Origin of the sequence: Falsiroseomonas tokyonensis (assembly GCF_019024325.1) — a bacterium.
Classification (GTDB): domain Bacteria; phylum Pseudomonadota; class Alphaproteobacteria; order Acetobacterales; family Acetobacteraceae; genus Falsiroseomonas; species Falsiroseomonas tokyonensis.
This window is the reverse complement of sequence record NZ_JAFNJS010000001.1, coordinates 587,008-607,891: the sequence shown is the minus strand read 5'-3', so window position 1 is coordinate 607,891 and position 20,884 is coordinate 587,008. Positions and strand designations below refer to the sequence as shown.

Sequence of the window (20,884 nt, the reverse complement as noted above, 5' to 3'; positions counted from 1 at the left end):
ACGGATCGTGCCCTGGGCGCCGCGGATCAGCCCTCGATCAGCGCGGCGTACGACTGGAACATCGCCTCCTCGCTGAAATCCAGCACGGCGCGGGACCGGTTGGCGGCGCCGATGGAGCGTCGCCGCTCCGGCTCTTCCAGCAGCGTCGCCAGGGCGATGGCGAAGTCGGCATCGTCCTTCGGCGTCACGAAGGGCAGGTTCGGCGCGGCGAGCATGGCGGAGACATCGCCCACATCGGTGGAGGCCACCGCCAGGCCCGTGCCCATCGCCTCCAGCACCGAGAAGGGCATCTGCTCGGTATCGGAGGACAGCGCGAAGACGTCGAAGGACCGATAGGCGGCGGCAGGGTCGGGCACATGGCCGGCGAAGGTCACCAGGCCTTCGATGCCGAGTTCCGCCGCCAGCGCCTGCAGACGCGCCCGGTCCGGCCCATCGCCCAGGATCGCCAGCCGGAAGGGGGTGCGGCGGCGCGCCAGCAGCGCGCAGGCGCGCAGCAGCCGGTCCAGCGCCTTCTCCGGTCGCAGCGCCGCCACCGTGCCGATCAGCGGGACCTCGGCCGGGCCGGGGGCCGGGCTGGCCACCGGCCCGTCCGGGCGGAAGCGATTCAGGTCCAGGCCGTTCGGCACGTAGCGCAGCCGGCCCCGCGGCAGCCGCCATTCTTCCTGCGCCAGGCGCAGCAGCGTGACGGATGGCAGCACCACGGTGCTGCGCCGCAGCGCCCAGCGCCGTGCCAGCACGCGGCGGCGGAACTGCTGCGCGGCTTCCTCCGGCCCGAAGCCGTCCTCGATATGCAGGTGGCGCAGGCCGGGGATGGCGTGCTGGGCGATCGCCCAATCCATGCTGCCCCAATTGCCGGTCACCAGCACATCCGGGCGCAGCCGGCGCAGCAGCGACTGGATCTGCCAGATCCGCCCCGCCGTGCCGCGCGCGCGCGGCGGATCCAGCAGGGTGAAGGGCACCTGCGGGCCGATGCGCGCCGCGCAGGCGCCATTGCCATCCAGCGGCACCACCACATGCCGCCAGCGCGCGCGGAAGCGGTTGGCCAGCGCGGCATAGCGCACCTGCGCGCCGCCCACGGCGAAGCTGGGGAAGACATGCATCACCAGCCGGGGTTGCGCCGGCCTGCCGGCCTGTTCCGCGCCCTGCATCCGCCCCGGCCGCGGCACGCGTTCGGCATCGGCCAGCCGTGCCGCCATGCCGGCCTCCGGCATCATCGGCGGGCTCATGCCAGCGACCGCCGCGGCAGCTTCGCTGGCGCGCCATCCGGCCGCAGCGCCGCGCGCTCTGCCTCCGCGATCGCCACGACGCGGCGGGCATTGCCGGCCCAGGTCAGGTCGCGCGACACCACCTCCGCCCGTGCCGCGGTGCCGAGCCGCGCGCGCAGCCCGTCATCCTGCGCCAGCCGCGCGACCGCGCCCCAGAAGCCGCCGGCTTCCGACGGATCGAACAGCAGCGCGGTTTCGCCGTCGCGCAGCACCTCCCGCAGATTGGCCTGGTCGGGGGCGACGATCGCGCGGGCAGCAGCCATGTATTCGAAGACTTTCAAGGGAGAGGCATAGGGAACTGCGGCGGGCTGCAGCGCGATGTCGAAGCCGGCGACCAGCGCCGGGATTTCTTCCCGCGCGGCCAGGCCGGTGAAGTGGACGCGATCGGCGATGCCGAGGTCGCGTGCCAGCCGCTCCAGCCCCGGCCGCGCCGGGCCATCGCCGACGACGACCAGCGACAGCGCCCGCTCGCCGCGCCAGGCGGCGATGCCGTGCAGCGCCTTGTCCAGCCCGTGCCAGTCCCGCACGAAGCCGACGAAACCCAGCACCAGCGTGTCCCGAACTGGGGTCGCCACGGCTTCGGGGAATTCCGCCAGGTCGATGCCGTTCGGCACCACGGTGATGCGCGCGGCCGGCACGCCCGCGGCGGCGACACGCCCGGCCAGCACCTCCGTCACCGGCAGCACGCGCTGCGCGCCGCGCCATGCGAAGCGCTCGATCCAGGCGGAAAGGCGCGGCAGGCCGAGGCCGCCGAACTTCGCGCGTTCCTCCGCCAGCGGCGCATTCACCTCCAGCAGCAGCGGCACGCCGTGCGTGCGCGCCACGATGCGGCCCGCCACGTGGTACAGATTGGCGCGCTCGTAGATCACATCGGGCCGGAAGGCGGCGGCGGCGCGGTGCAGACGCCAGGTGGCGGGCACCGCATAGCCGATCTCCGCCAGCGCCTGCGCCCAGGCCGGCAGCAGGCGCCGCAGCCGCGCCAGGCCGCGGCTTTCGCCGCCCAGCGCCGCCTTGTCGTAGCCCGCGGGGCCGGTCACGCGCACCTCATGCCCGGCCGCCCGCAGCGCGGCCACCATGGCGTCCAGATGCACGCCTTGCCCATCGCGGGACCGGATGCGGTGGCTGTAGAGAATCCTCATCGGCCGAGCCATCCCGCCGCCCGCCGCCGCAGCAGCGCAAGCAGCCCGAGCGGATGGCCCGCATGCGCCAGAACCAGCCCGATGCGCTGCCGCCGCGCGGCCACCCACAGGCCTTTGTAGGCATCGTCGCCGCGACCGAAATCCAGGTGTTGCACGGCTTCCTCCTCGATCAGGTGGCGGATCATCATCGCCGTCAGCGCGGTGCCCGGTGAGGCCGCGCGGCTCGCCTGCAGATGCGCGAGCTTCAGCAGCCAGGCGCGCCCGGCGGAGACCAGCCAGTATTGCGCCGCCACCGCCTGGCCCGCCGCATCGCGCAGCAGGCCAAGCCGCAGCACGCCCAGCGCCGCGGCGGCGCGCATCAGCGCGGGGTCGAAGCCCGGGGCGGGCTCGGCCGGCTTCCAGCTGCCCGCATGCACCTCCAGATAGCCGGCGATGGCGCGGTCCAGCGCCGGACCGGGGGCGGTCTGCATCTCGAAGCGGAAGTCGCGGCCGGCGCGCTCCATCTTGCGGCGCACGGTGCTGCGCAGCGCCGGCGGGCGGGCCGCCAGGTAGCCGGACCAGCCGGCGCCAGGCACCAGCGCCTCGTGCCAATTGCCGAAGTGGCGATAGCGCTGGACGGCAAGGCCGGCGGAGCCGATCCCGGCCAGCCAATCCTCCAGCCCCGGCGTATCCTCGGCCAGGGCTTCCAGCCGCACCGGTGCGCGAAAGCGCAGCGCCGCGCCGAAGCTGGCGCCCGCCGCATGCATCGCACAGGGGCCGGAGACCAGCGAGGGCAGTGGCCGCCAGGTGAGCGAATAGGGGGTGGTGAGGCTGAGCAGCGCGCCGCGTCGCCCGCGCAGCAGCGGCAGCAGGGCGCTCTCGGCCTCGCATAGCCCGAGCAGCGGCACCGCCCCCGCGGGAAGGGCATGCGCCAGCGTCGTGTCGTACCAGAGCCGCGTGGCGAAGATATCGCCTGCGCCGACCGGCTGCAGGAAGCGGTCGCACCAGTCGGGCAGGCGGCGCTGCGGCAGCGGCAGCAGGCGCAGCTTTCCGCCGGCGCGCGATGCGCCGGCGGGGCAGGTTGGGGCCGTGCCGGAGGCCGGCACGGCGAAGGTCTCGGCCTGGGGCAAGCTCAGGCGGCCGGGTGGCGACGCGCGCGGCGCCGCAGCGCGGTCAGACCCGCGAGGCCCAGGCCGAACAGCGCGATGGAGGCGGGCTCCGGCACCGGCGTCGGTTCGATCACCTGGCCGCGCTGGCCGAAGCGCAGGTTGTCGATGGCGAAGCCGGCCGGTTCCTCGCCCACCAGGGAGAACAGCAGCCCGGCGATCTCCGCCTGGCCGTTATCCGTCACCAGGCCGAGAAATTCGATGCCCAGGCCGGTGTTCGACACGCTGCCGATGACATTGCCGGCCGCGTCGAAGGCGGTGATGGCGGTGCCGCCGACCGCATTGAAGAAGCCGCCGCTGAGACCCACGCCGAATTGCGCGCTGGAAAACAGGATGGCGATGGAGCCGTTAAACCTCGGTGTGCCGGACAGCACCGGCGAGGTCGGATTGGCACCGTCCGTCGTGATGAAGGTGTTCGGGGAGGCGGAGTCGAGGCTCAGCGGGCCGGTCGGGTTGCCGAGAACGCAGCCGGAGACGGCCGCACCGGCCGGGCAGGCGGCCGGATTGCCGGCGCCCGGACTCTGACCGGTGAAGTAGCCGTCGAAGGTGACGTCGGGCGACCCGCCGCCGCCGCCATAGGCGGCGGGGGTATAGACGGGGTTGACGGTGCCGAGGGCAAACTCGCTGAAGGTGATCAGGCCGGCGCCGGCCTGGAAGGCGGCCTCGTCGACACGAATGACACCCGCGGAGGCGGTTCCGGTCGCCGCCATGGTGATGGCGACGACAAGCTGTTTCAGGGATGGAAGACGCATGGCACATACGCTCCGTTGCTGCCGCCCCTGTGGGACCCCCTGGGGGACCCCCTGCGGGACGGCCTGGTCGAGGCCCCCGGTGCGGACCATCCGCCCCAGCCTTGCCGCCATCGTCATAAGCAAGCTGCCTGCCACAATTTTTCTCGTTCTAGAACAAAAGCTTGTCGGGCATTCCCGCCGAATTGGGGCAGGCTTGTAAATCGTGTCGACAAGCCGGCCCGCCTTGGCACGCATCCTGGGGGTGGTCATCATGGGCGTGCCACCCTGCCGTCGCGCAGCGCATAGAAGGCGCGCCCGGCCCATTCGTGGATGGCGAACCAGCTTTCCAGCAGGTGATCTGCGCGCGGGGCCAGCGCGGACCATCCGAGCCGCGGCGCGCGCGCGATGCGCACCGGCGCCGGCTGCACCGGAAAGTCCTGCCGCGCGAAGGCGTCGAGCGCGCGTGGCATGTGCCAGCCCTGCGTCACCAGCAGCGCCGCGGGCACGCCGGCCTCGCGCAGCAGCGCGGCGGAGAAGGCCGCATTCTCCCGCGTATCGGCCGCGCGCGGTTCCACCCAGCGCGCCGTCACGCCGAAATCGGCCTGCAGGCTGCGCGCCATCAGGGAAGCCAGTGGCGGCCGCCCGGCGGAAAGCACGCCGCCGGTCACCAGGATCGGCAGGCCGTTGGCGCGGTGCAGCGCGGCGCCGGCGCGCAGCCGTTCCAGCGTCAGCTGCCCGATATCGGCGCCCTGCTGCCCCTCGGTCATGTCGCCGCCGAGGATGATGATCGCCGCCGGCGGCAAGCCGGCCGGCGGCATCTCGGGCTGCAGCGAATGCACCAGCAGCCCGGCGGCCAGCGGCGTGGCCAGCAGCAGCACGCCGCAGCCCGATATCGCCGCCAGCAGCCCCGGCCAGGCGCGCCCGGCGCGCCGCGCCGCCACCAGGCCGGCGAGGATCCCCAGCAGCACCAGCCCGAGCGGCGGCAGCAGCAGCGGCGCCAGGATGTTCTGCAGCAGGGTCACGCGGCGACCGTCGCGGTGGCGCGCCCGGCCGGCGCGACGCCGCGCAGGTCCCGCCAGCTGCCGAAGCGGCCGCCGACCTCCTCCCGGAAGAAGGCGTAGTAGTCGTCCAGCCAGCCGAGGAAGCGCGCCAGCTGCGCCGCATCCCGCACATAAGGTGTATTGCCCGGTGCCAGCGACGGCGAGTGATAGGTCAGCACGAAGCTGCGATGGCCTTGCGCCAGCATATGACGCGTCAGCCGCTTCGCCTCCTCCAGCGTCATGCCCTCGGGGCTCAGCCGGATCCGCTCCAGCAGGCCGAAGCGCGCCAGTGCGCCGCCGAGCCGCAGGCGTTCCCCGCCTCGGCCGAAAATCTGCGGCGCCAGGCCTTCCGCGCGCGTGCCGGCCAGATGGCCGACCAGCGCGGCGGAGACCGGGATCTCCAGCAACGTGCGGTCGCGATCGGTCCAATAGGGCTTGGCGGAAAAGGCCCAGTTGCCGGCAGGGCCGCCGGTGACGCCCCCGGCCGGCCAATGCGGCGTCACGCTGCTATCGGCCAGGTAGCCAAGCGACTTCAGGATATCGGCCGTGCGCGGCCCGGCGCCGAAGCGGCCGGTGCGATAGATCCGCGGCGCCTCGCCGAAGGCCTCGGCCAGCGCATCGGTCAGGCAGCGTGCCTTGGCGAGCTCGAGGTCCACCGGCAGGTTGCCGGCATAGCTGTTGCGCTCGTTCACCTCCTCGGTGAAGGGCGGGGTCACCCAGGGGTGCATCTGCGCGCCGATCTCGCAGGCGCCATCGGCCAGCAGCTCGCGCAGCGGCGCGCGCCCGGCCTCCTGCGTCGCCACCGGATAGTCCACCAGGTACAGCGGCACCACACCGTGCTTCTCGAAGATCCGATGCGCCCTTTCCTGCGCGGACATGGAGGCGACATCCGGCGCATCGCGGCGGAAGGGGCCGGACCAGTCGAAGGCCTCCTCCGCATCCACCATGGTGATCAGCAGCGGCGGAGAATCAGCCGGTGGCGCAAGCGGCGCGTGGAAGCGGCGGTCGAGCACGGAGGCGGTGGCGCCGAGGCGCGTCTCCTCCGGCGCCACCGGATCCAGCTTCGTGCCATAGACGGCCAGGTAGCGTTCCGCGACGCCGCGCATGCCGAAGCGGCCGCGCGCCAGCTTGCGCCCTTCCGCGCCCAGCCGCGCGCGCAGCGTGGCATCCGCGGCGAGGCTGGTGACGGCGGCGACGTAGCCCTCCTCGTCATCGAACAGGTAGCCGGTTTCGTCCTGGAGTACGAAACTGTCGTTCACGCCGGGCAGGTGGCGCACCACCACGGGCAGGCCATGCGCCATCGCCTCCGGCACCACGGTGCCGAAGCCTTCGAGGTGGGAGGCGAAGACCAGGATATCGGCGGCGAGGAAATAAGGGTGCGGGTCGCGCTGCTCGCCGGCCAGGATGACGCGGTCGCCGAGGTTCCGGGCCGCGATGACGCCGCGGATCGCCTCCAGATGCGCCTCCTCCAGCACCGGGCCGACCAGGATCAGCCGCGTATCCGGCCGCGCCGCCAGGATGCGCGGCAGGGCACGCACCAGGAACAGCGGATCCTTGCGCGCGCCCAGCCCGCCGACGAAGAGCAGCACCAGCTCCTCCGCCCCGATGCCGAGGTTCTGGCGCATCCGGGCGCGGCCATCCGGCGGGGCCAGGGGGATGCTGACGCCGCAGGGGATCAGGTGGCAGCGCGCGGCGGGGGCGATGCCGCGGGTTTCCGCATCCAGCTTGGGGCTGATGCTGACATAGCCGTCGAACAGCCTGAAGCCGCGCGCCGCCAGCCGGCGCAGGCTGGGGCGGTACTGGTTGATCAGCACCGGCAGGCTGTCATCCAGCGTGGCGGAAAGGATCAGCCGCCGCCGCGCCAGCCGGGCCAGCAGATAGGTGACGAAGTACCAGTCGGCATGGGTGCGGACATGCACCACGCGATAGCGATGCAGGTTCGCCAGGAACCAGGCCGCCATGCGCAGCTGCCGCCGCAGCGTGCCGAGCGGATGATCCGAGAGGTAGATGACGTGGCCGATCGTGGTGCAGGCCGCCGGGTCCTGCGGCGGGCGCGGCGTATGCGTCACCAGCAGGTCGTGCCCCAGCTCCGGCGCAAGCTCCTGCATCACGGCGCTGCTGCGTTCGAGAAACACGCCTTCGCCGGTGAAGGCGGGGCGGTAGTATTTCAGCACATGCAGCACCCGGCCGGGCCTGCGCACATCCGCGCGGGTCATGCCCGCCCCCCTTGCGCGGCGGCCGGGCTTCGCGCTGCATGGCGGCAATGAAGATCGACCTCATTCGCCGCCCCGACCTGATCGAGCTCGGCGAGGAATGGCGCGCCCTGGAGGCGCGGGTCGAAAGCCTGTCCTTCTTCCGCAGCTGGAGCTGGGTGGGCTGCCTGGCGGAGGAGCGCTTCGACGATGCGCTGCTGCTGCGCGCCGAAAGCCGCGGCCAGGTGGTGGCTCTCGCGCTGTGCAACCGGCGCGGCGGCCGGCTCTGCCTTGGCGAGAGCGGCGATCCGGCGCGGGATGCGCCCTTCGTCGAGCATAACGGCCCCCTGATGCTGGAAGAACCCGGCCTTTGCGCCGCGCTGCTGCGCGCTGCCGCGGCCGCGCCAGATGTTCGGCGGCTGCTGCTGGGCGGCGTGCCGCCGGCGGTGCTGGCCGCAGCACCGGGCGTGGCGCTGCGCTGCCAGGAACGCCAGGCGCCCTTCGTCGACCTGGATGCGATCCGCGCGGCCGGCGGCGACCATCTGGCCTCGCTGAGCGCCAATGCCCGCCAGCAGATCCGCCGGACCCTGCGGCACTTTTCCGGAATGGGCCCGCTGGCGCTGCATCGCGCGGCGGATGAGGCCGAGGCGCAGGCAATGCTGGGCCGGATGATCGCGCTGCACGAGGCGAGCTGGCAGGCCCGCGGCAAGCCCGGCGCCTTCGCCACCCCCTGGCTGCGGCGCTTCCACGCCGCGCTGGTGGCGCGCAGCTTTCCGCGCGACGAGATCGATCTGCTGGAACTGCGCGCCGGCCCCGCGACGCTCGGCATCCTGTACAACTTCCGGCTGCGCGGCCGCGTCTCCGCCTATCAGAGCGGCTTCGCGCCCTTCACGGATCCGCAGGCCCGGCCGGGCCTCGCCTGCCATGCGATGGCCATCGCCGAAAGCCTTTCGCGCGGCGATGGCGTGTATGACTTCCTCGGCGGCGACGACCGCTACAAGCGCAGCCTGGCGCCGCACAGCGCGCCGCTGTTCTGGGTGGAGCTGGTGCCGCGCTGGTCGCCCACGGGCATGGCGCTGCGCGCCTGGCAGGTGCTGCGTCCTCATGCTGCCTCGTTCCGCAGCACCAGGCGCGGCCGCAGCTGATCCGGCGCCGGCGGCGCGGCGTGACGCAGCCGCGCGAGGGCCAGCCAGGCGAAGGGGTCGCGCCACAGCTTCGGGCGGCGCGCCCGCGGATCGGCGGCGATCCAGTCGCGCAGCATGGCATCGGCATCCTTCGGCAGGCCCGCGAAGCCATCGGTGTAGATCGCCTGGCGCAGCGCCGCCGATTCCAGCCGCCCGCGGCCCTGCCGCACCAGCCGGTGCAGATGGCGGCGCAGATCCTGCCAGCGCCAGGGCTGCCAGCGCGGCGTGGTCCAGCTGGCCGCCGGCTCCACCGCGATGCGCCATCCCTCCCAGCCGCCCTTCGCGGCGTCGAGGTCGTGCAGCAGGAAGGAGCCGAGCAACCCGTCGCCACGATAGAGCCCGATGGGCAGCCGCAGCCCGGCGCTCGCCAGCCGTTCCACGAAGGTGGCGCGCAGCGCGAAGAGCGAGCCGTGCAGGCCGGAATGGCGCAACATGCCCTGGCGCAGCGCGTCCGCGCTGCGGCCGCTGCTCGGCACCGCGGCGGCGGCCAGCGCCTCCGGCTGCCGTTCCAGGCGGCGGGCCAGGTGGCGGAGCGAATCCGGCCAGATTTCGGCATAGGCGTCGATGCAGAAATACAGCGTGGCCGGCGGCCGCAGCTCATGCAGGAACAGGTTCAGCGCATGCGACTTGTCCGCATGCGGCACCTGGTGCACTTCGCCGGCCAGCCCCGCTTCGCGCAGCGCCGCGGCGGCCAGCGCCGGCGAATCGTCGGTGGTGCCGTTCAGCAGCACGGTGACATGCGGCACCGCCTCCGCCCGCACCTCCGCCGCCGCGCGCGCGATGGCGCGCAGGCAGGCGCCGATGCGCGCTGCCTCGTTGCGGCCGAAGACGCCGACGGACCAGCGCGCGGGCCCGGCCGCAGGGTCCGGCATCGCGTTCATGCGCGGGACAGCACGCGAAGCTGGCCGAGCCGGCCCAGCATGCGCCGCACCAGCGCCAGCAGATCCGCCTCGGCACCCGTCGGCCGGCCCGACAGCAGCCAGAGCGTGACGAGCAACGCCAGGTAGCTCACGCTGCCCAGCGCCACGCCTTCCAGCAGCCGCAGCGCCGCGCGCCCGGGGGCATCCGGCGCCCCGGCCCAGCCGAGGCCCGAGGTCCAGAGCAGCGCCGCCATGGCGGCGGTGGCCAGCGCCGGCCGCCAGAGCTGCCGCAGCAGCCGTGCGAAGCTGAGCCGCAGCAGCGAAAGGGCGCGTTGCACCAGCACCATGTGCTCCGCCAGCACCGCGATTCCCACCGCGAGCGCGGCGCCGAACAGCCCGTGGCCCGGTGTCAGCAGCAGCAGCAGCCCGAGCCGCGTCGCCCCCGCGCCGAGCGCGATGGCGATCAGCGTCGACAGCCGCGTATGCGCCACCAGCATCGCGCTGCTGACATTGCCGAAGGGCGTCAGCACGCTGGCGATGCCGAGAATCACCACCACCGGCACCGCCTCCAGCCAGGCCTGGCCGAAGCCGAGCGCGATGACGGGCCCCGCCACCGCCGAAAGCCCGATGCCGGCCGGCAGGGTCAGCAGCGCCAGCAGGGCGCAGATGCGCAGGTAATTGGCCTGGCCGGCATCGGCCTCGCTGCGATGGCTGGCGGCGAAGCCGGGCATGCAGGCGCGGCAGACCGGATCCACCAGCTCGGAGGATGGCAGGATCGCGACTTCCAGCCCCACGGCGTAATGGCCGACCGAGGTCGGGCCCAGCACACGGCCGATCACCAGGCTTTCGGAGCGGTCCTTCACCATGTTGGTGACGCTGAGCGCCCAGGTCCAGGCGGAGACGCCGGCCAGGCCGCGCCAGGCCACCAGCGTCAGCCGCGGGCGATAGGGGTGCAGGATGTAGCTCATCAGCACCAGGCCGCAGCGGTTGACGAAGATGCCGGCCACCAGCGCCCAGTGGCTGCGCACCAGGAAGGCCAGCCCGATCGTCACGACGATGCCGAGCAGGCGCGGATAGAGGTTCAGCGCGAATTCACGCTCGAAGCGCAGATTCCGCCGGAACTCCACCGCGCCGATATTGGTCAGCCCGCTGAGCGCCGCCGACAGCGCCAGTGCCAGCAGCACCGGTTCCAGCCGCGCATCGCCGAAGAAGCCGGCGGCCGGCCCGGCGGCCAGCCAGACCAGCGTGCCCACCAGCAGCCCGCGCAGCAGGTTCAGCGTGAAGCCGGTGTCGTACATCGCCCGGTCGGGGGCCTTGGCGCGGACGATCTGGTCCTCCACGCCCAGCACCAGGCAGACCTCCAGCGCCACGGCGAAGGAGGAGGCGAGGGCGATCAGGCCGAAATCCTCCGGCGCCAGCAGCCGCACCAGGATCAGCGTGCTGACCAGGCCCATCAGCCGCGTCGCCATCCGCCAGGCCACCACCCAGGCGGCGCCGAAGGCGGTGCGGGCCAGGATGCTGCCCTGCGCCTCCTGCTGCGTCTCGCGCGCCATCGATCAGGCCTGCGCCATCTCGGCTTCGGCCGGCTGGGCGGTGCCGCGCAGGAAGCCTTCCATCACCAGCAGCTGCCAGATCGGCTGCGCATGGTCGGCGGCGCCGCTGGCATGTTCATCCACCAGCCGGGTCAGCGCCGAGGCGTCGAACAGGCCGCTGTCCAGCATCGCCTCTCCGGTCAGGCGCGCCCGCACCGTTTCCGCCCGCGCCCGGAACTGTTCGGCGATGCCCTGGGCGAAGCCGCACTTCGGGCCGTGCAGCACCGCATCGGGCAGCAGCGGCGCCATGGCCTGGCGCAGCACCTGCTTGCCGGTGCCGCCGCGCAGCTTCAGATGGGCCGGCAGCGCCATGCCCCATTCCACCAGCCCATGCGCCAGCAGCGGCGGCCGCACCTCCAGCGACACGGCCATGCTGGTGCGGTCCAGCTTGGTCAGGATATCGCCGGGCAGGTAGGTATGCAGATCGGCATATTGCGCCTGCAGCAGCGCATCCTCCGGATCGCATTCGGCCATCAGCGCCACGAAGCGGGCGGAGGGATCGTGCCCGTCCAGCGCGCCGCGCATGGCCGGCGAGAGCAGCGCACGGCGCCGCGCATCCTGCAGCTTGCAGACGGTGCGGTAATAGCCCAGCGCGCTGTCCAGGCTGAGCTCCGTCAGCGTATTGCGCGCGCGCAGCCAGCGCGGCGCGCCGGCCAGCACGGGATAGGCCGCGGCCAGCCGGCCGATGACCTGGCGCCGCACCCCGGCGGGCAGCAGCCGCCGCACGCCTTCCGACAGGCGGTGGAAGCGGTAGCGGCGATAGCCCGCAAAGACCTCGTCGCCGCCATCGCCGGACAGGGCCACGGTGACGTGCCGCCGCGCCAGGGTGCAGACGGCCAGCGTGGGCACCGAGGAATGGTCGCCGAAGGGCTCGCCGAACAGCGCCGCCTGGCCGCGCGCGGCGGCCAGGTAGTCGGCGGTCGCCGCCTGCGCATGGTGGCGCGTGCCGTAGCGCGCGGCGACGGCGGCGGCGGTGGCGCTTTCATCCTCCGGCCCCTCGAAGCCGATGGTGAAGCTGTCGATGCCGGCATGGGCGCGGGCGGCGAGCGCGGTGACGGCGCCGGAATCGAGCCCGCCGGAGAGGAAGGCGCCGAGCGGCACATCGGCCATCAGCCGCGCCCGCACCGCGTCATCCAGCCGCTGCGCCAGTTCGGCCGGCGCATCGTCCGGCGCCGCGGCGGCGCGCGTCGGCGGCTGCCAGTAGCGATACAGCGCCGCGGGTTCCGGCCGGCCGCGCTGCAGCAGCAGCGCATGCGCCGGCGGCAGGCGCTGGATGCCGGCATGGATGCTGTGCGGATCGGGGACGTAGCCGAGCGCCAGGAAGTCCTCGACCGCCGCCGGGTTCAATGCGCGCGCCAGGCCCGGCAGCGCCAGCAGCGGCTGCAATTCGGAGGCGAAGGCCCAGCCGCCGCCCGGCAGCCGCGCATAATGCAGCGGCTTCTCGCCCAGCCGGTCGCGCGCCAGCAGCAATTCGCCCCGGTCGCGGTCCCACAGCGCGAAGGCGAACATGCCGTCCAGCCGGTCCAGCACCGCAAGGCCCCAGGCCTTCCAGCCGAGCAGGATGGCCTCGGTATCCGACCGCGTGCGGAAGACGTGGCCCAGCCCCTGCAGTGTGCTGCGCAGGGCGGCATGGTTGTAGATCTCCCCGTTGAAGGAGATCACCACGCGGCCATCCTCCGTCGCCATCGGCTGGTGGCCACCGGCGAGGTCGACGATGGCCAGCCGGCGATGGCCGAGGCCCAGATGCGCCTCCAGATGCTGGCCCTCGCCATCGGGGCCGCGATGGCGCAGCAGGTCCGACATGCGGCGCAACGCCGCCCCGTCCGGGATGGCGGGATCCAGCGGGTGGAACAGACCGACAAGGCCACACATGCACGGACTCTCCTGGCGCGCGGTTCGGGGTAAGGCGCCGCGCGCGGTTGGCCGGAAGGCGCTTGCGGGCGGATCAAGCCGCGTTCATCCTGAACCGGCAGGTGCGGGAGGACGGGCTTGGTGCGTCAGCGAGGCTTGGATTGCGCCGGCGCAGCGCCCGGTTCCGAGGTTTCCTAGGTGCCCGGCCGCTGGTCCTGGCGTGCGTCCATCGCCGTCATCCTCTGCCTTTCCGTCGCCTCCTGGTTCCTCCTGGCGCTGCTCCTCGGCTGGCTTTTCGGCTGAGGCCGGCGCGGCGGTCGCGGCGCGGCGCCGCGCGGGACCTCCGCCAGCATCGGGCTGCCGGCGCGCAGCCAGCCGATCACCGCGGCCAGCCCCTCCTCCAGCGGCACCGGCGGCTTCAGGCCGAGCGCTTGGCGGGCGCGCAGCACGGAGCCGACGGAATGGCGGATATCGCCCAGCCGCGCAGGCTGGTGTTCCAGCCGCGGCTCCTGCCCGCAGGCCCGGCCGATGGCGGCGGAAAGATCGAGCAGCGAGCTGGGCTGGCCGGTGCAGACATTAAAGACCGGCGCGCCGGTCTCTGCCATCGGCAGCGCGGCGAGCAGCGCGGCCACCACATCGGCGACGAAGACGAAGTCCCGCGTCTGCCGGCCATCGCCATGGATCGCCAGCGGCAGGCCACGGTTCAGCCTTTCGCAGAAGATGGAGATGACGCCCGAATAGGGCGAGCGCGGATCCTGCCGCGGACCATAGACGTTGAAGAAGCGCAGCCCGATCGTCGGCACGCCATGCACCTGGCCGGCGACGCGCGCATGCAGCTCGCAGCCCAGCTTGTCCGCGCCATAGGCCGATAGCGGCCGCGCCGGCGCGTCCTCATCCAGCGGGCAGAACTCCGGCATGCCGTAGATGGCGGCGGAGGAGGCATAGGCCACGGGAATGGCGGCGCGGCCGAAGGCGGCGCGGGCTGCATCCAGCACGGCGATGGTGGCGGAGAGATTGACGCGGTGCGTCTCCAGCCAGGCTTCCGTGCAGCGTGCGACGGAGGCGATGGCAGCCAGGTGGAAGCAGCCATCCACGCCTTCCATCGCCGCGCGCACCGTCTCCGGATCCTCCACCTTGCCCACCACCAGCGTGGCTCCGGGTGCCAGATTGGCGCGCGATCCGGTCGAGAGATCGTCGAGCACCCGCACCCGGTCGCCGCGCGCCAGCAGGGCGGCGGTGAGGTGGGAGCCGATGAAGCCGCAGCCGCCTGTCACGAGAAGTAATGCCACCGGACTACCGTGCTGTTTCCATGCCCCATGCTTAGCGCGATCCTACACAAAAGAGACTGTTCGAATTAATGGTTCGCATGTTCTTGATAGTATGCATTTTAGTCCGCTAAATTACGCTAAGCGTGAGTTGCGCGTGTAATATTCTAATGGGGTAGATTTGATCATTTTTATGCTGCCTTAGGCGGGAAATTGGAGGATGGTCCCGGCGCATCATCTGCCAGGAGGGAGGAAGGGTGCGGATCAGCCTCATCTGCCCGGTCTACGACACCCCCCCGACGCTGCTGCGCGCCGCGACCGCCTCAGTGCTCGGCGCGGCGCCGGCCCCGGCGGAAGGGGGCGCGGCCGCTGGCATCGTGCAGCTCGTGCTCGTGGACGATGCCTCGCGCTCGGAGGCGACGCGGGAGGTGCTGCAGCAGCTGGCGGCGGAGGATCGGCGCGTGCTGGTTCTGCGCAGCCCGCGCAACCGCGGCCCGGCCAGCGCCCGCAACCTGGGTCTGCAGGCTGCGATCGGCGACTGGGTCGGCTTCCTCGATGCCGATGACCTCTGGCTGCCGGGGCATCTGCAAAGGCTGGGCGCGGTCGCCGCGGCGAATCCCGATGCGGCCTGGATCGGCGCCGGCCATTGCCTGCTGCAACCGGACGGCGAGTGCACGCCTGCGCAGGGCCTGCCCGCCGTCTGGGGCACGCCGCTGGCGCCCGGTCTGCGCCGCCATGCGGGGCCGGCGCTGACGCGCCTGCTGCTGGCCAATTTCTGGATGCACTTGGGCGCCATGGTGGTGCGACGCAGCGTGCTGCAGCAGGCCGGCGGCTTCGCCGAAGGGCTGAGCTATGGCGAGGACATCCACCTGATGGCGCGGCTCTCCGTCCTCGCGCCGCTGCATTACCTGGAGGAGCAGGGCTATGCCTGGCGTCGCGGCCGGCCGAGCCTCACCTCCAGCGCCGCGCGGCTACGCTTCGATTCGCTGCGCGTGCACCGCGTCGCGGCGCAGGACCCGCTGCTGCGCGGCTTCGCCCGCGAACATCGCTGGGCCCGCTACAAGGCCACCAAGGGCCTGGCGCTGAACAACCTGCTGGCCGAGCGCCGCGGCGCTGCCCTGCATGCGGCGCTGCGCGCCTGGCTCGTGGATCCGCGGGAGCTCGGCGACCTCTCGCATTTCCTGCGCCTCTGGTTCGGCGGGACCGAGGGCCGCGACCTGCAGCGCTACAGCCAGGCCGAACAATTCACCGTGCGGAGCGCCTCGTGAACGCCATCCCTTTCGCCGGGTCGCAGGGCCCGGATGCGCCACATGCCACAACCGCGGGCAGCGACACGCGCCGCGCGCGGCTGAAGACGGCGGCGTTGCGCGCCGTCTGCGCCGCCACGCGACACTATCTGCAGCGCATGCCAGGCCGCTTCGGCAAGGCCTGGCTGTGGCGCCACCTGGTGGAGCGGCGCCTGCTCTGGCGGCGGCTGGAGATCGAGGCACAGTCGCGCTTCGGCGCCCGCTTCGCCGGCAGCTTTCCCGACAGCGTGCACAGCACAATGTACTTCTTCGGCGTCTGGGAACCGACCATCACCGCGCTCTACCGCGCCGCGCTGCGGCCGGGCGATGTGGTGGTGGATATCGGCGCGAATGTCGGAACCCATGCGCTGCTGGCCGCGCATCTGGTGGGGCCCAGGGGGCGGGTCCATGCGATCGAGGCCTCGCCCTGGATCCATGCCCGGCTGCGGCAGAACCTGGCGACCAACGGCGTGACCAATGTGCAGACCTACAACCTGGCCGCCACCGAGGCGCCGGGCACCGTCTCCGTCTTCCTGCATGACGAACGCAACCTGGGCGGCACCACCATCGTGCCGACGGAAGCCGCGCGCCTCGGCAGCGCGCGGGAGGCGCTGGTGGACGGCCTGCCGCTCGGCCAGATCGTGCCGCTGGAGGAGCTTCGCGCGGCGCGGCTGATCAAGATGGATGTGGAAGGCGCGGAGTGGCTGGTGGCGCAGGGCATGCGTGACGTGCTGCCGCTGCTGCGGGACGATGCGGAAATCCTCGTCGAAGTGAATCCCGCCGCGCTTGTGCAACTGGGCGGATCGCTGGAGGCCTTCCTGGCGCTGTTCGCCGCCGCCGGCTTCCAGCCCTTCGAAGTGGCGAACCGCTATGCTGGCGACTTCTACATCGACCCGCCGCCGCCCGAGTTGGTGCCGCTGACGCGGCGCGACTTCGAATTGGCGGACCTGGTCTTCCGCAAGGCCCGCTGAGCATGCGCCGCGTCTCCGTCGTCATCCCCACCTACAACCGCGCCGCGCTGCTGGCGGCGACGCTGCAGGCCGTGCTGGCGCAGAGCAACCCGGCGGCGGAGGTCATCGTGGTGGATGACGGCGGCAGCGACGAGACCCCGGAGGTGGTGGCGCGCCACGCACCGCGCGTCTTCTACCACCGCATCGCCAATGGCGGCGACCTGGCGGCGCGCAATGCCGGCCTGGCGCTGGCGCGCGGCGAGCTGGTGGCCTTCTGCGACAGCGACGACCTGTGGCAGCCGGAGATGCTGGCCACCATGCAGGCGCTGTGGCGGGCGGAGCCGGGGCTGCGCGCCGCCTTCGCCAATTTCCGCATCCTGCGCGAGGGCCAGCTGCAGCCGGGCGACAAATTCGCCGATGCGCCGCCGGGCTGGTGGGACGGGCTGCGCGCCCTGGATGCCGAGCTGGCGGTCTTCGATGCGCCGATCGTGGCGCGGCTGGTGCACTTCCAGCCCTGTTTTCCCTCGGCCCTGGTGGCGGAGGCCGGCTTCCTGCGCGGCATCGGCGGCTGGGACGAGAGCGTCGGACGCCCGGTCAGCGGCGACCTGGCCACCATCCTGCGCATCGGCGAGCACGCGCCGATCGGCGTGGCGCGGCGGCCGCTGGTCGCCATCCGCAAGCATGGGGCGAATTTCTCGGGCGATGTGCAGAAGATGAATCTGGGCGATGCGCAGGTGCTGGAACATGTGCTGGCGCAGCGGCCGTCCCTGGCGCCGCTGCGCGCGGAGATCACCGCCAGCATCGCCGCGCGCCGCGCCGCCGCGCTGGACACCGCCTTCGCGCGGCAGGACTTCGCCTCCGTGCGCGCTATCTATGCGCTGCTGCCGCCGGCGCGGCGCGGCGGGCTGCGCCGGGTGAAGCATGGCGTGGCGGCGCTGCCGCAGCCGCTGGGCCGGCTGGCCGGAGCCGCGCTGCTGCGGCTGGGTTCGCTGCGCGCGCGCTGACTACCGGCAGCGCGGCATCGCGCCCGGCACCCGCGGCTGACCGCGCGGCACGATGTTCAGCAGCGGGTCGCGCCGGTAATCCGCGACGCCCGTGAAGGGGGCGCCAGCGCGGGATAGCCAGTCATAGGCGGCGCGCGCCGCGCCCGACTCCGTCACATCGATCAGCGCGGCGAGCGACTGCAGCGCGAGCTGTGCATAATCGCCTTCCGTCTTGCTCCAGCCATCGCCATTGGACAGCGAGGCTGCGCGCGTCGCATCGCCGATCTGCCGCCAGCTGCTCAGCGGGTTGCGCGCATCGGCATCCGCCTGCATCGCCAGCAGATAAGCGGCACCGTCATGGGGTGCAAAACCCTGCGGCCCCATCAGGAATCGCCCGGCAAGGAAATTGGTCATCCAGTCCAGCACGGCGCGCGCATCCGCGCTGCCGCGCCGTGCGGCGGCGGCGGCGATGGCGGCGAAATAGTCCTGCTGCCAGGGCGGCAGCAGGCCCGGGGTGCCGTATTCGCCGGGGATCCAGCCATGCGCCTCGCCCTGCGCGCGGGTCCAGCGCGGCAGCTGCTGGCGGATCCAGCCCCAATTCGCCGCCGCAACCTCCCGCAGCCAATCGGCATTGGGCTCGGACTCCGGCGTGGCCCAGGCGGCGTTGTCGAGCTGGCGGAGCGACCAGGCGGCGCCGCGCACCTGGTTGCTGCGCACCACGTTCACGCCCTCCGCCAGCCCCGGCCCGCCGGGCCTGCCGCGGGCGCGCGGCCATTGGCCCAGCACGCACCAGCAGGCCTGGGCCTGCAGCTCGTCGAGGAATGCCCGGCGGCCGGTCAGCAGCCAGGGCAGCGTCGCCAGGTCCGGCTGGTGGGAGGACGCCAGGTTCCAGCCGGTATCCTGCGCGATCGGCTGCGCCAGCCCGCCGGGCGGGGCGCCGCCGCGGCCATCGGTCCAGAGCTGCGGCCAGCGCCGCGTATCCATCCAGCGGTCGGCGGCGCTGTCCCAGAAATGCCAGGGGATGCTGCCCGCGGCTTCCGCCTGGCCGATGGCGAAGGCGGCGGCGCGCGGATCGCCGGTCTGCAGCCAGGCGGCCTGCGGCATGGTCATCGGCCCGATATCGGCGCGCCCGCCGGTGCGGCCCATCTGCTGCGTCACGAAGCGCGGGCCGAGCGCCGGCGCCCACTCGGCCTCCCGCACCCGGCGGCCCATGGCTTCCAGCAGCGTGGCGGCGACGCCGGTGGACAGGTCGTAGCGCGGCGCCGCGCCGGCCTCCGCCAGGTAGGTCGCATCGGGCCGCACGAAGGCGGGGGGCGGGCCGCTGCGCAGCAGGCGGCCCCAGCCGGTATAGTGGTGGTGGCGCGGCAGCTCGGCCACCAGCGCCTCCCGCCCATCCAGCAGCAGGCGCGCGGTATAGGCCAGGGCGCCGCCGCCCGGGCGCATGGCGCCGTCGTTGCGCAGCCACAGGTCGATGGCCATCCCCCCATCCGCCGTCAGCGTGATGTCCGCCACCACGCGCAGCGAGGTGACGCGGCCGATCTCCATCGGCTGCATCACGCGCGCCTGCAGCGCCTGCGGCCCGGCCTGCCACAGCTCGGTCGGCCGTTGCAGCGCCTGGCGCAGCCCGGCCATCAGATCCACCCGCTGATCCGCGACGTGCAGGATGGCGCTGCGCCGGGCGAGGTCCGGCGTGAAGGGCGCGCCGGCGACGGCCGGGCCGCGATGCAGCACCACGCCGGCCTGCGCGCCGGCGGCCAAGGCGGGCGCGGCCAGCGCCAGCAGCGCGAAGCGGGCGGAGCCATCGGCGTGCCGCAGCTTCACATCCGCCTGCAACGGCACCGCGCCGCCATCCGCCAGTCGCGCGGCAAGGCCAGCGCCACGTGGCAGGTCGCCTGGTGCGAAAACCTGGCCGAAGGTCACCACACGCCGGGCCGGGGCGCCACTGCCCTCCAGCACCAGGGCGACGATATCGCCGGACTGCGCCAGGCAGGGCATCGGCACGCTGCGCACCACGCCGGCCTGCGCCAGGGCGGCGGGCGGCGCCAGGCCAGCCAGGCCCAGCCCGGCCAGGCTCCTCCGGGTCAGCCGCATGCCAGCACCTTTCGAAAGACGGAAAGCTGGCCCGCCGTGGTTTCCTCCCAGCCGAAGCCCTCGGCATAGGCGCGCGTCGCCGCGCGATCGATGCGCAGGCCCAGCAGCCGGCGCGTGGTGGCGGCGATCGCCTCCGGCGTCGCCTCCGGCATCACCAGGCCGGCGGCCGGGCTGCGCACCGCCTCGCGGCTGCCCCAGGCGGGGCTGGCCACCACCGGCGTGCCGCAGGCCATGGATTCCAGCAGCACATTGGCCCAGCCTTCCCGCGCCGAGGCCAGCACCAGCGCATCGGCGGCGCTGTAGTAGCGCGGCAGTTCCGCATGCGGCTGCGCGCCCAGCAGGTGCACGCGATCCGCCACGCCCAGCTGCTGCGCCAGCGCCAGCAGCGCGCCGCGTTCCGGCCCCTCGCCCAGCACCATCAGCGCATGGCCGGGCAGCTGCGGCAGAGCGCGGATGACCAGGTCGTGCCCCTTGCGCGGGATCAGGTGGCCCACCGAGATCAGCAGCGGTCCCTCGCCCAGGCCGAGCCCGGCGCGCAGCGCCATGCGATCCTCCGCCGCCGGGCGGAAGGCCTCCAGGTCCACGCCGTTGCGCAGCACGGTCACCTTGTCCGCCGGTGCGCCCAGCTTCACCAGCCCGTCCTTCAGCCCGACGCTGACGGCAATCAGCGCCGCGGCGCGCTGGATGGCCTGCTGGATCATCCGCCGCGGCAGGCGATGGTCCGGCAGCTGCGAGATGTCGGAGCCACGCGCCGTGATCACCACCGGCAGGCCGAATTCACGGCCGAGCCGGATCGCGGCGACACCATCGGGATAGGCGTAGTGCGCATCGATCGCATCGAAGCGATGGCCGGCCGCGATCAGCTGCGCCAGCGCGCCACGCGCCGCGGCATGCAGCGCCGCCGGGCCGGTCAGCATGCCGATGCCGGGCAGGGCCGCGAAGCGCGGGTGGTGCACCGTGATGCCGTGCCGCGACTCGCGCGCCGCGATGCCGGCGTAGCGCGTCCAGCCCTGCAGCCGCGCGCCGCCGAAGGGCAGCCGGCCGAAGGGAAACCAGGGCACCGGCGCCAGCACGGTGCTGGTCGCCTCACCGCTGGCGACCAGGTGGCGCAGGCGGTTTTCCACGAAGACGCCATGATTGGGCTGCGCCGCGTTGGGGTAGAGGGTGCTGAAGGTCAGCAGCCGCAGCGCGCCAGCCGGCCGCGTCGCGGTCTGGTTCTGGCGCGGCGCCACGGCGCGCGACGCGGGGCTCTCCAGCAGCGTCTGGTCCGATTGCATCAGGCTGCGCCTCCTCGCGCATGTCGAAGGGCC

Annotated in this window: 16 protein-coding genes; 4 read left to right on the top strand and 12 right to left on the bottom strand. The window is 73.0% G+C overall.

The features are described from left to right. Positions 1-26: 26 nt before the first annotated feature. The 6 genes from J3S20_RS02765 to J3S20_RS02740 all read right to left on the bottom strand — a co-directional run bounded on the left by J3S20_RS02765 (position 27) and on the right by J3S20_RS02740 (position 7,536). Complete coding sequence (locus tag J3S20_RS02765) at positions 27-1,226, bottom strand: glycosyltransferase family 4 protein (RefSeq protein ID WP_216834396.1); 1,200 nt, start codon at positions 1,224-1,226, stop codon at positions 27-29. Continuing rightward, positions 1,223-2,404 carry a glycosyltransferase family 4 protein gene (locus tag J3S20_RS02760; RefSeq protein ID WP_216834394.1) on the bottom strand — a complete coding sequence of 394 codons (1,182 nt, stop codon included), beginning with the start codon at positions 2,402-2,404 and terminating at the stop codon, positions 1,223-1,225. Before J3S20_RS02760 ends, J3S20_RS02765 begins: the two co-directional genes overlap by 4 nt. Next, entirely contained in the window at positions 2,401-3,513 is a 1,113-nt protein-coding gene (locus J3S20_RS02755) for a GNAT family N-acetyltransferase (RefSeq protein WP_216834392.1), read from the bottom strand. Before J3S20_RS02755 ends, J3S20_RS02760 begins: the two co-directional genes overlap by 4 nt. Before the next feature lie 2 nt (positions 3,514-3,515). Then, positions 3,516-4,301, bottom strand: a complete 786-nt coding sequence (locus J3S20_RS02750) for a PEP-CTERM sorting domain-containing protein (RefSeq protein ID WP_216834390.1) — start codon at positions 4,299-4,301, stop codon at positions 3,516-3,518. 248 nt (positions 4,302-4,549) lie between these two features. Then, a complete protein-coding gene (locus tag J3S20_RS02745; RefSeq protein WP_216834388.1) occupies positions 4,550-5,302 on the bottom strand; it encodes a YdcF family protein in 753 nt (250 codons plus the stop codon). Beyond that, a complete protein-coding gene (locus J3S20_RS02740) occupies positions 5,299-7,536 on the bottom strand; it encodes a glycosyltransferase (protein WP_216834386.1) in 2,238 nt (745 codons plus the stop codon). Before J3S20_RS02740 ends, J3S20_RS02745 begins: the two co-directional genes overlap by 4 nt. A 47-nt stretch (positions 7,537-7,583) precedes the next feature. Here J3S20_RS02740 and J3S20_RS02735 point away from each other — a divergent pair, with 47 nt between their 5' ends. Beyond that, entirely contained in the window at positions 7,584-8,657 is a 1,074-nt protein-coding gene (locus J3S20_RS02735) for a GNAT family N-acetyltransferase (RefSeq protein ID WP_216834384.1), read from the top strand. Here J3S20_RS02735 and J3S20_RS02730 read toward each other — a convergent pair. The 4 genes from J3S20_RS02730 to J3S20_RS02715 form a co-directional block, all read right to left on the bottom strand. After that, positions 8,615-9,568, bottom strand: a complete 954-nt coding sequence (locus tag J3S20_RS02730) for a DEAD/DEAH box helicase (RefSeq protein WP_216834382.1) — start codon at positions 9,566-9,568, stop codon at positions 8,615-8,617. The two genes, J3S20_RS02735 and J3S20_RS02730, sit on opposite strands and share 43 nt — an antisense overlap. A gap of 5 nt (positions 9,569-9,573) precedes the next feature. Then, on the bottom strand, positions 9,574-11,109 hold the full coding sequence (locus tag J3S20_RS02725) for an oligosaccharide flippase family protein (protein ID WP_216834380.1): 1,536 nt from the start codon (positions 11,107-11,109) through the stop codon (positions 9,574-9,576). A 3-nt stretch (positions 11,110-11,112) separates the two neighbouring features. Beyond that, positions 11,113-13,020: an asparagine synthase (glutamine-hydrolyzing) gene (asnB, locus tag J3S20_RS02720; protein ID WP_216834378.1), complete on the bottom strand. Its 1,908-nt coding sequence runs from the start codon at positions 13,018-13,020 to the stop codon at positions 11,113-11,115. 173 nt (positions 13,021-13,193) lie between these two features. Then, positions 13,194-14,288 (bottom strand): NAD-dependent epimerase/dehydratase family protein, encoded by a 1,095-nt coding sequence (locus J3S20_RS02715; RefSeq protein ID WP_216834376.1) that lies wholly within the window; start codon positions 14,286-14,288, stop codon positions 13,194-13,196. A 233-nt stretch (positions 14,289-14,521) separates the two neighbouring features. Here J3S20_RS02715 and J3S20_RS02710 point away from each other — a divergent pair, with 233 nt between their 5' ends. Genes J3S20_RS02710 through J3S20_RS02700 form a run of 3 tightly spaced genes read left to right on the top strand, consistent with a single transcriptional unit; the run spans position 14,522 to position 17,504 of the window. Continuing rightward, the gene (locus tag J3S20_RS02710; RefSeq protein ID WP_216834374.1) at positions 14,522-15,532 is read left to right on the top strand and encodes a glycosyltransferase family 2 protein; all 1,011 of its coding nucleotides are present in this window, start codon (positions 14,522-14,524) and stop codon (positions 15,530-15,532) included. Next, entirely contained in the window at positions 15,529-16,521 is a 993-nt protein-coding gene (locus tag J3S20_RS02705) for an FkbM family methyltransferase (protein ID WP_216834372.1), read from the top strand. The genes J3S20_RS02710 and J3S20_RS02705 overlap by 4 nt, the downstream gene beginning before the upstream one ends. Before the next feature lie 2 nt (positions 16,522-16,523). Then, positions 16,524-17,504: a glycosyltransferase family 2 protein gene (locus tag J3S20_RS02700; RefSeq protein ID WP_216834370.1), complete on the top strand. Its 981-nt coding sequence runs from the start codon at positions 16,524-16,526 to the stop codon at positions 17,502-17,504. Here the strand turns inward: J3S20_RS02700 and J3S20_RS02695 are convergent, their stop codons facing one another. Both J3S20_RS02695 and J3S20_RS02690 read right to left on the bottom strand, forming a co-directional pair. Next, entirely contained in the window at positions 17,505-19,574 is a 2,070-nt protein-coding gene (locus J3S20_RS02695) for a hypothetical protein (RefSeq protein ID WP_216834368.1), read from the bottom strand. It lies immediately after the preceding gene. Continuing rightward, a complete protein-coding gene (locus J3S20_RS02690; protein WP_216834366.1) occupies positions 19,565-20,851 on the bottom strand; it encodes a glycosyltransferase family 4 protein in 1,287 nt (428 codons plus the stop codon). Before J3S20_RS02690 ends, J3S20_RS02695 begins: the two co-directional genes overlap by 10 nt. Between the last annotated feature and the right edge of the window lie 33 nt (positions 20,852-20,884).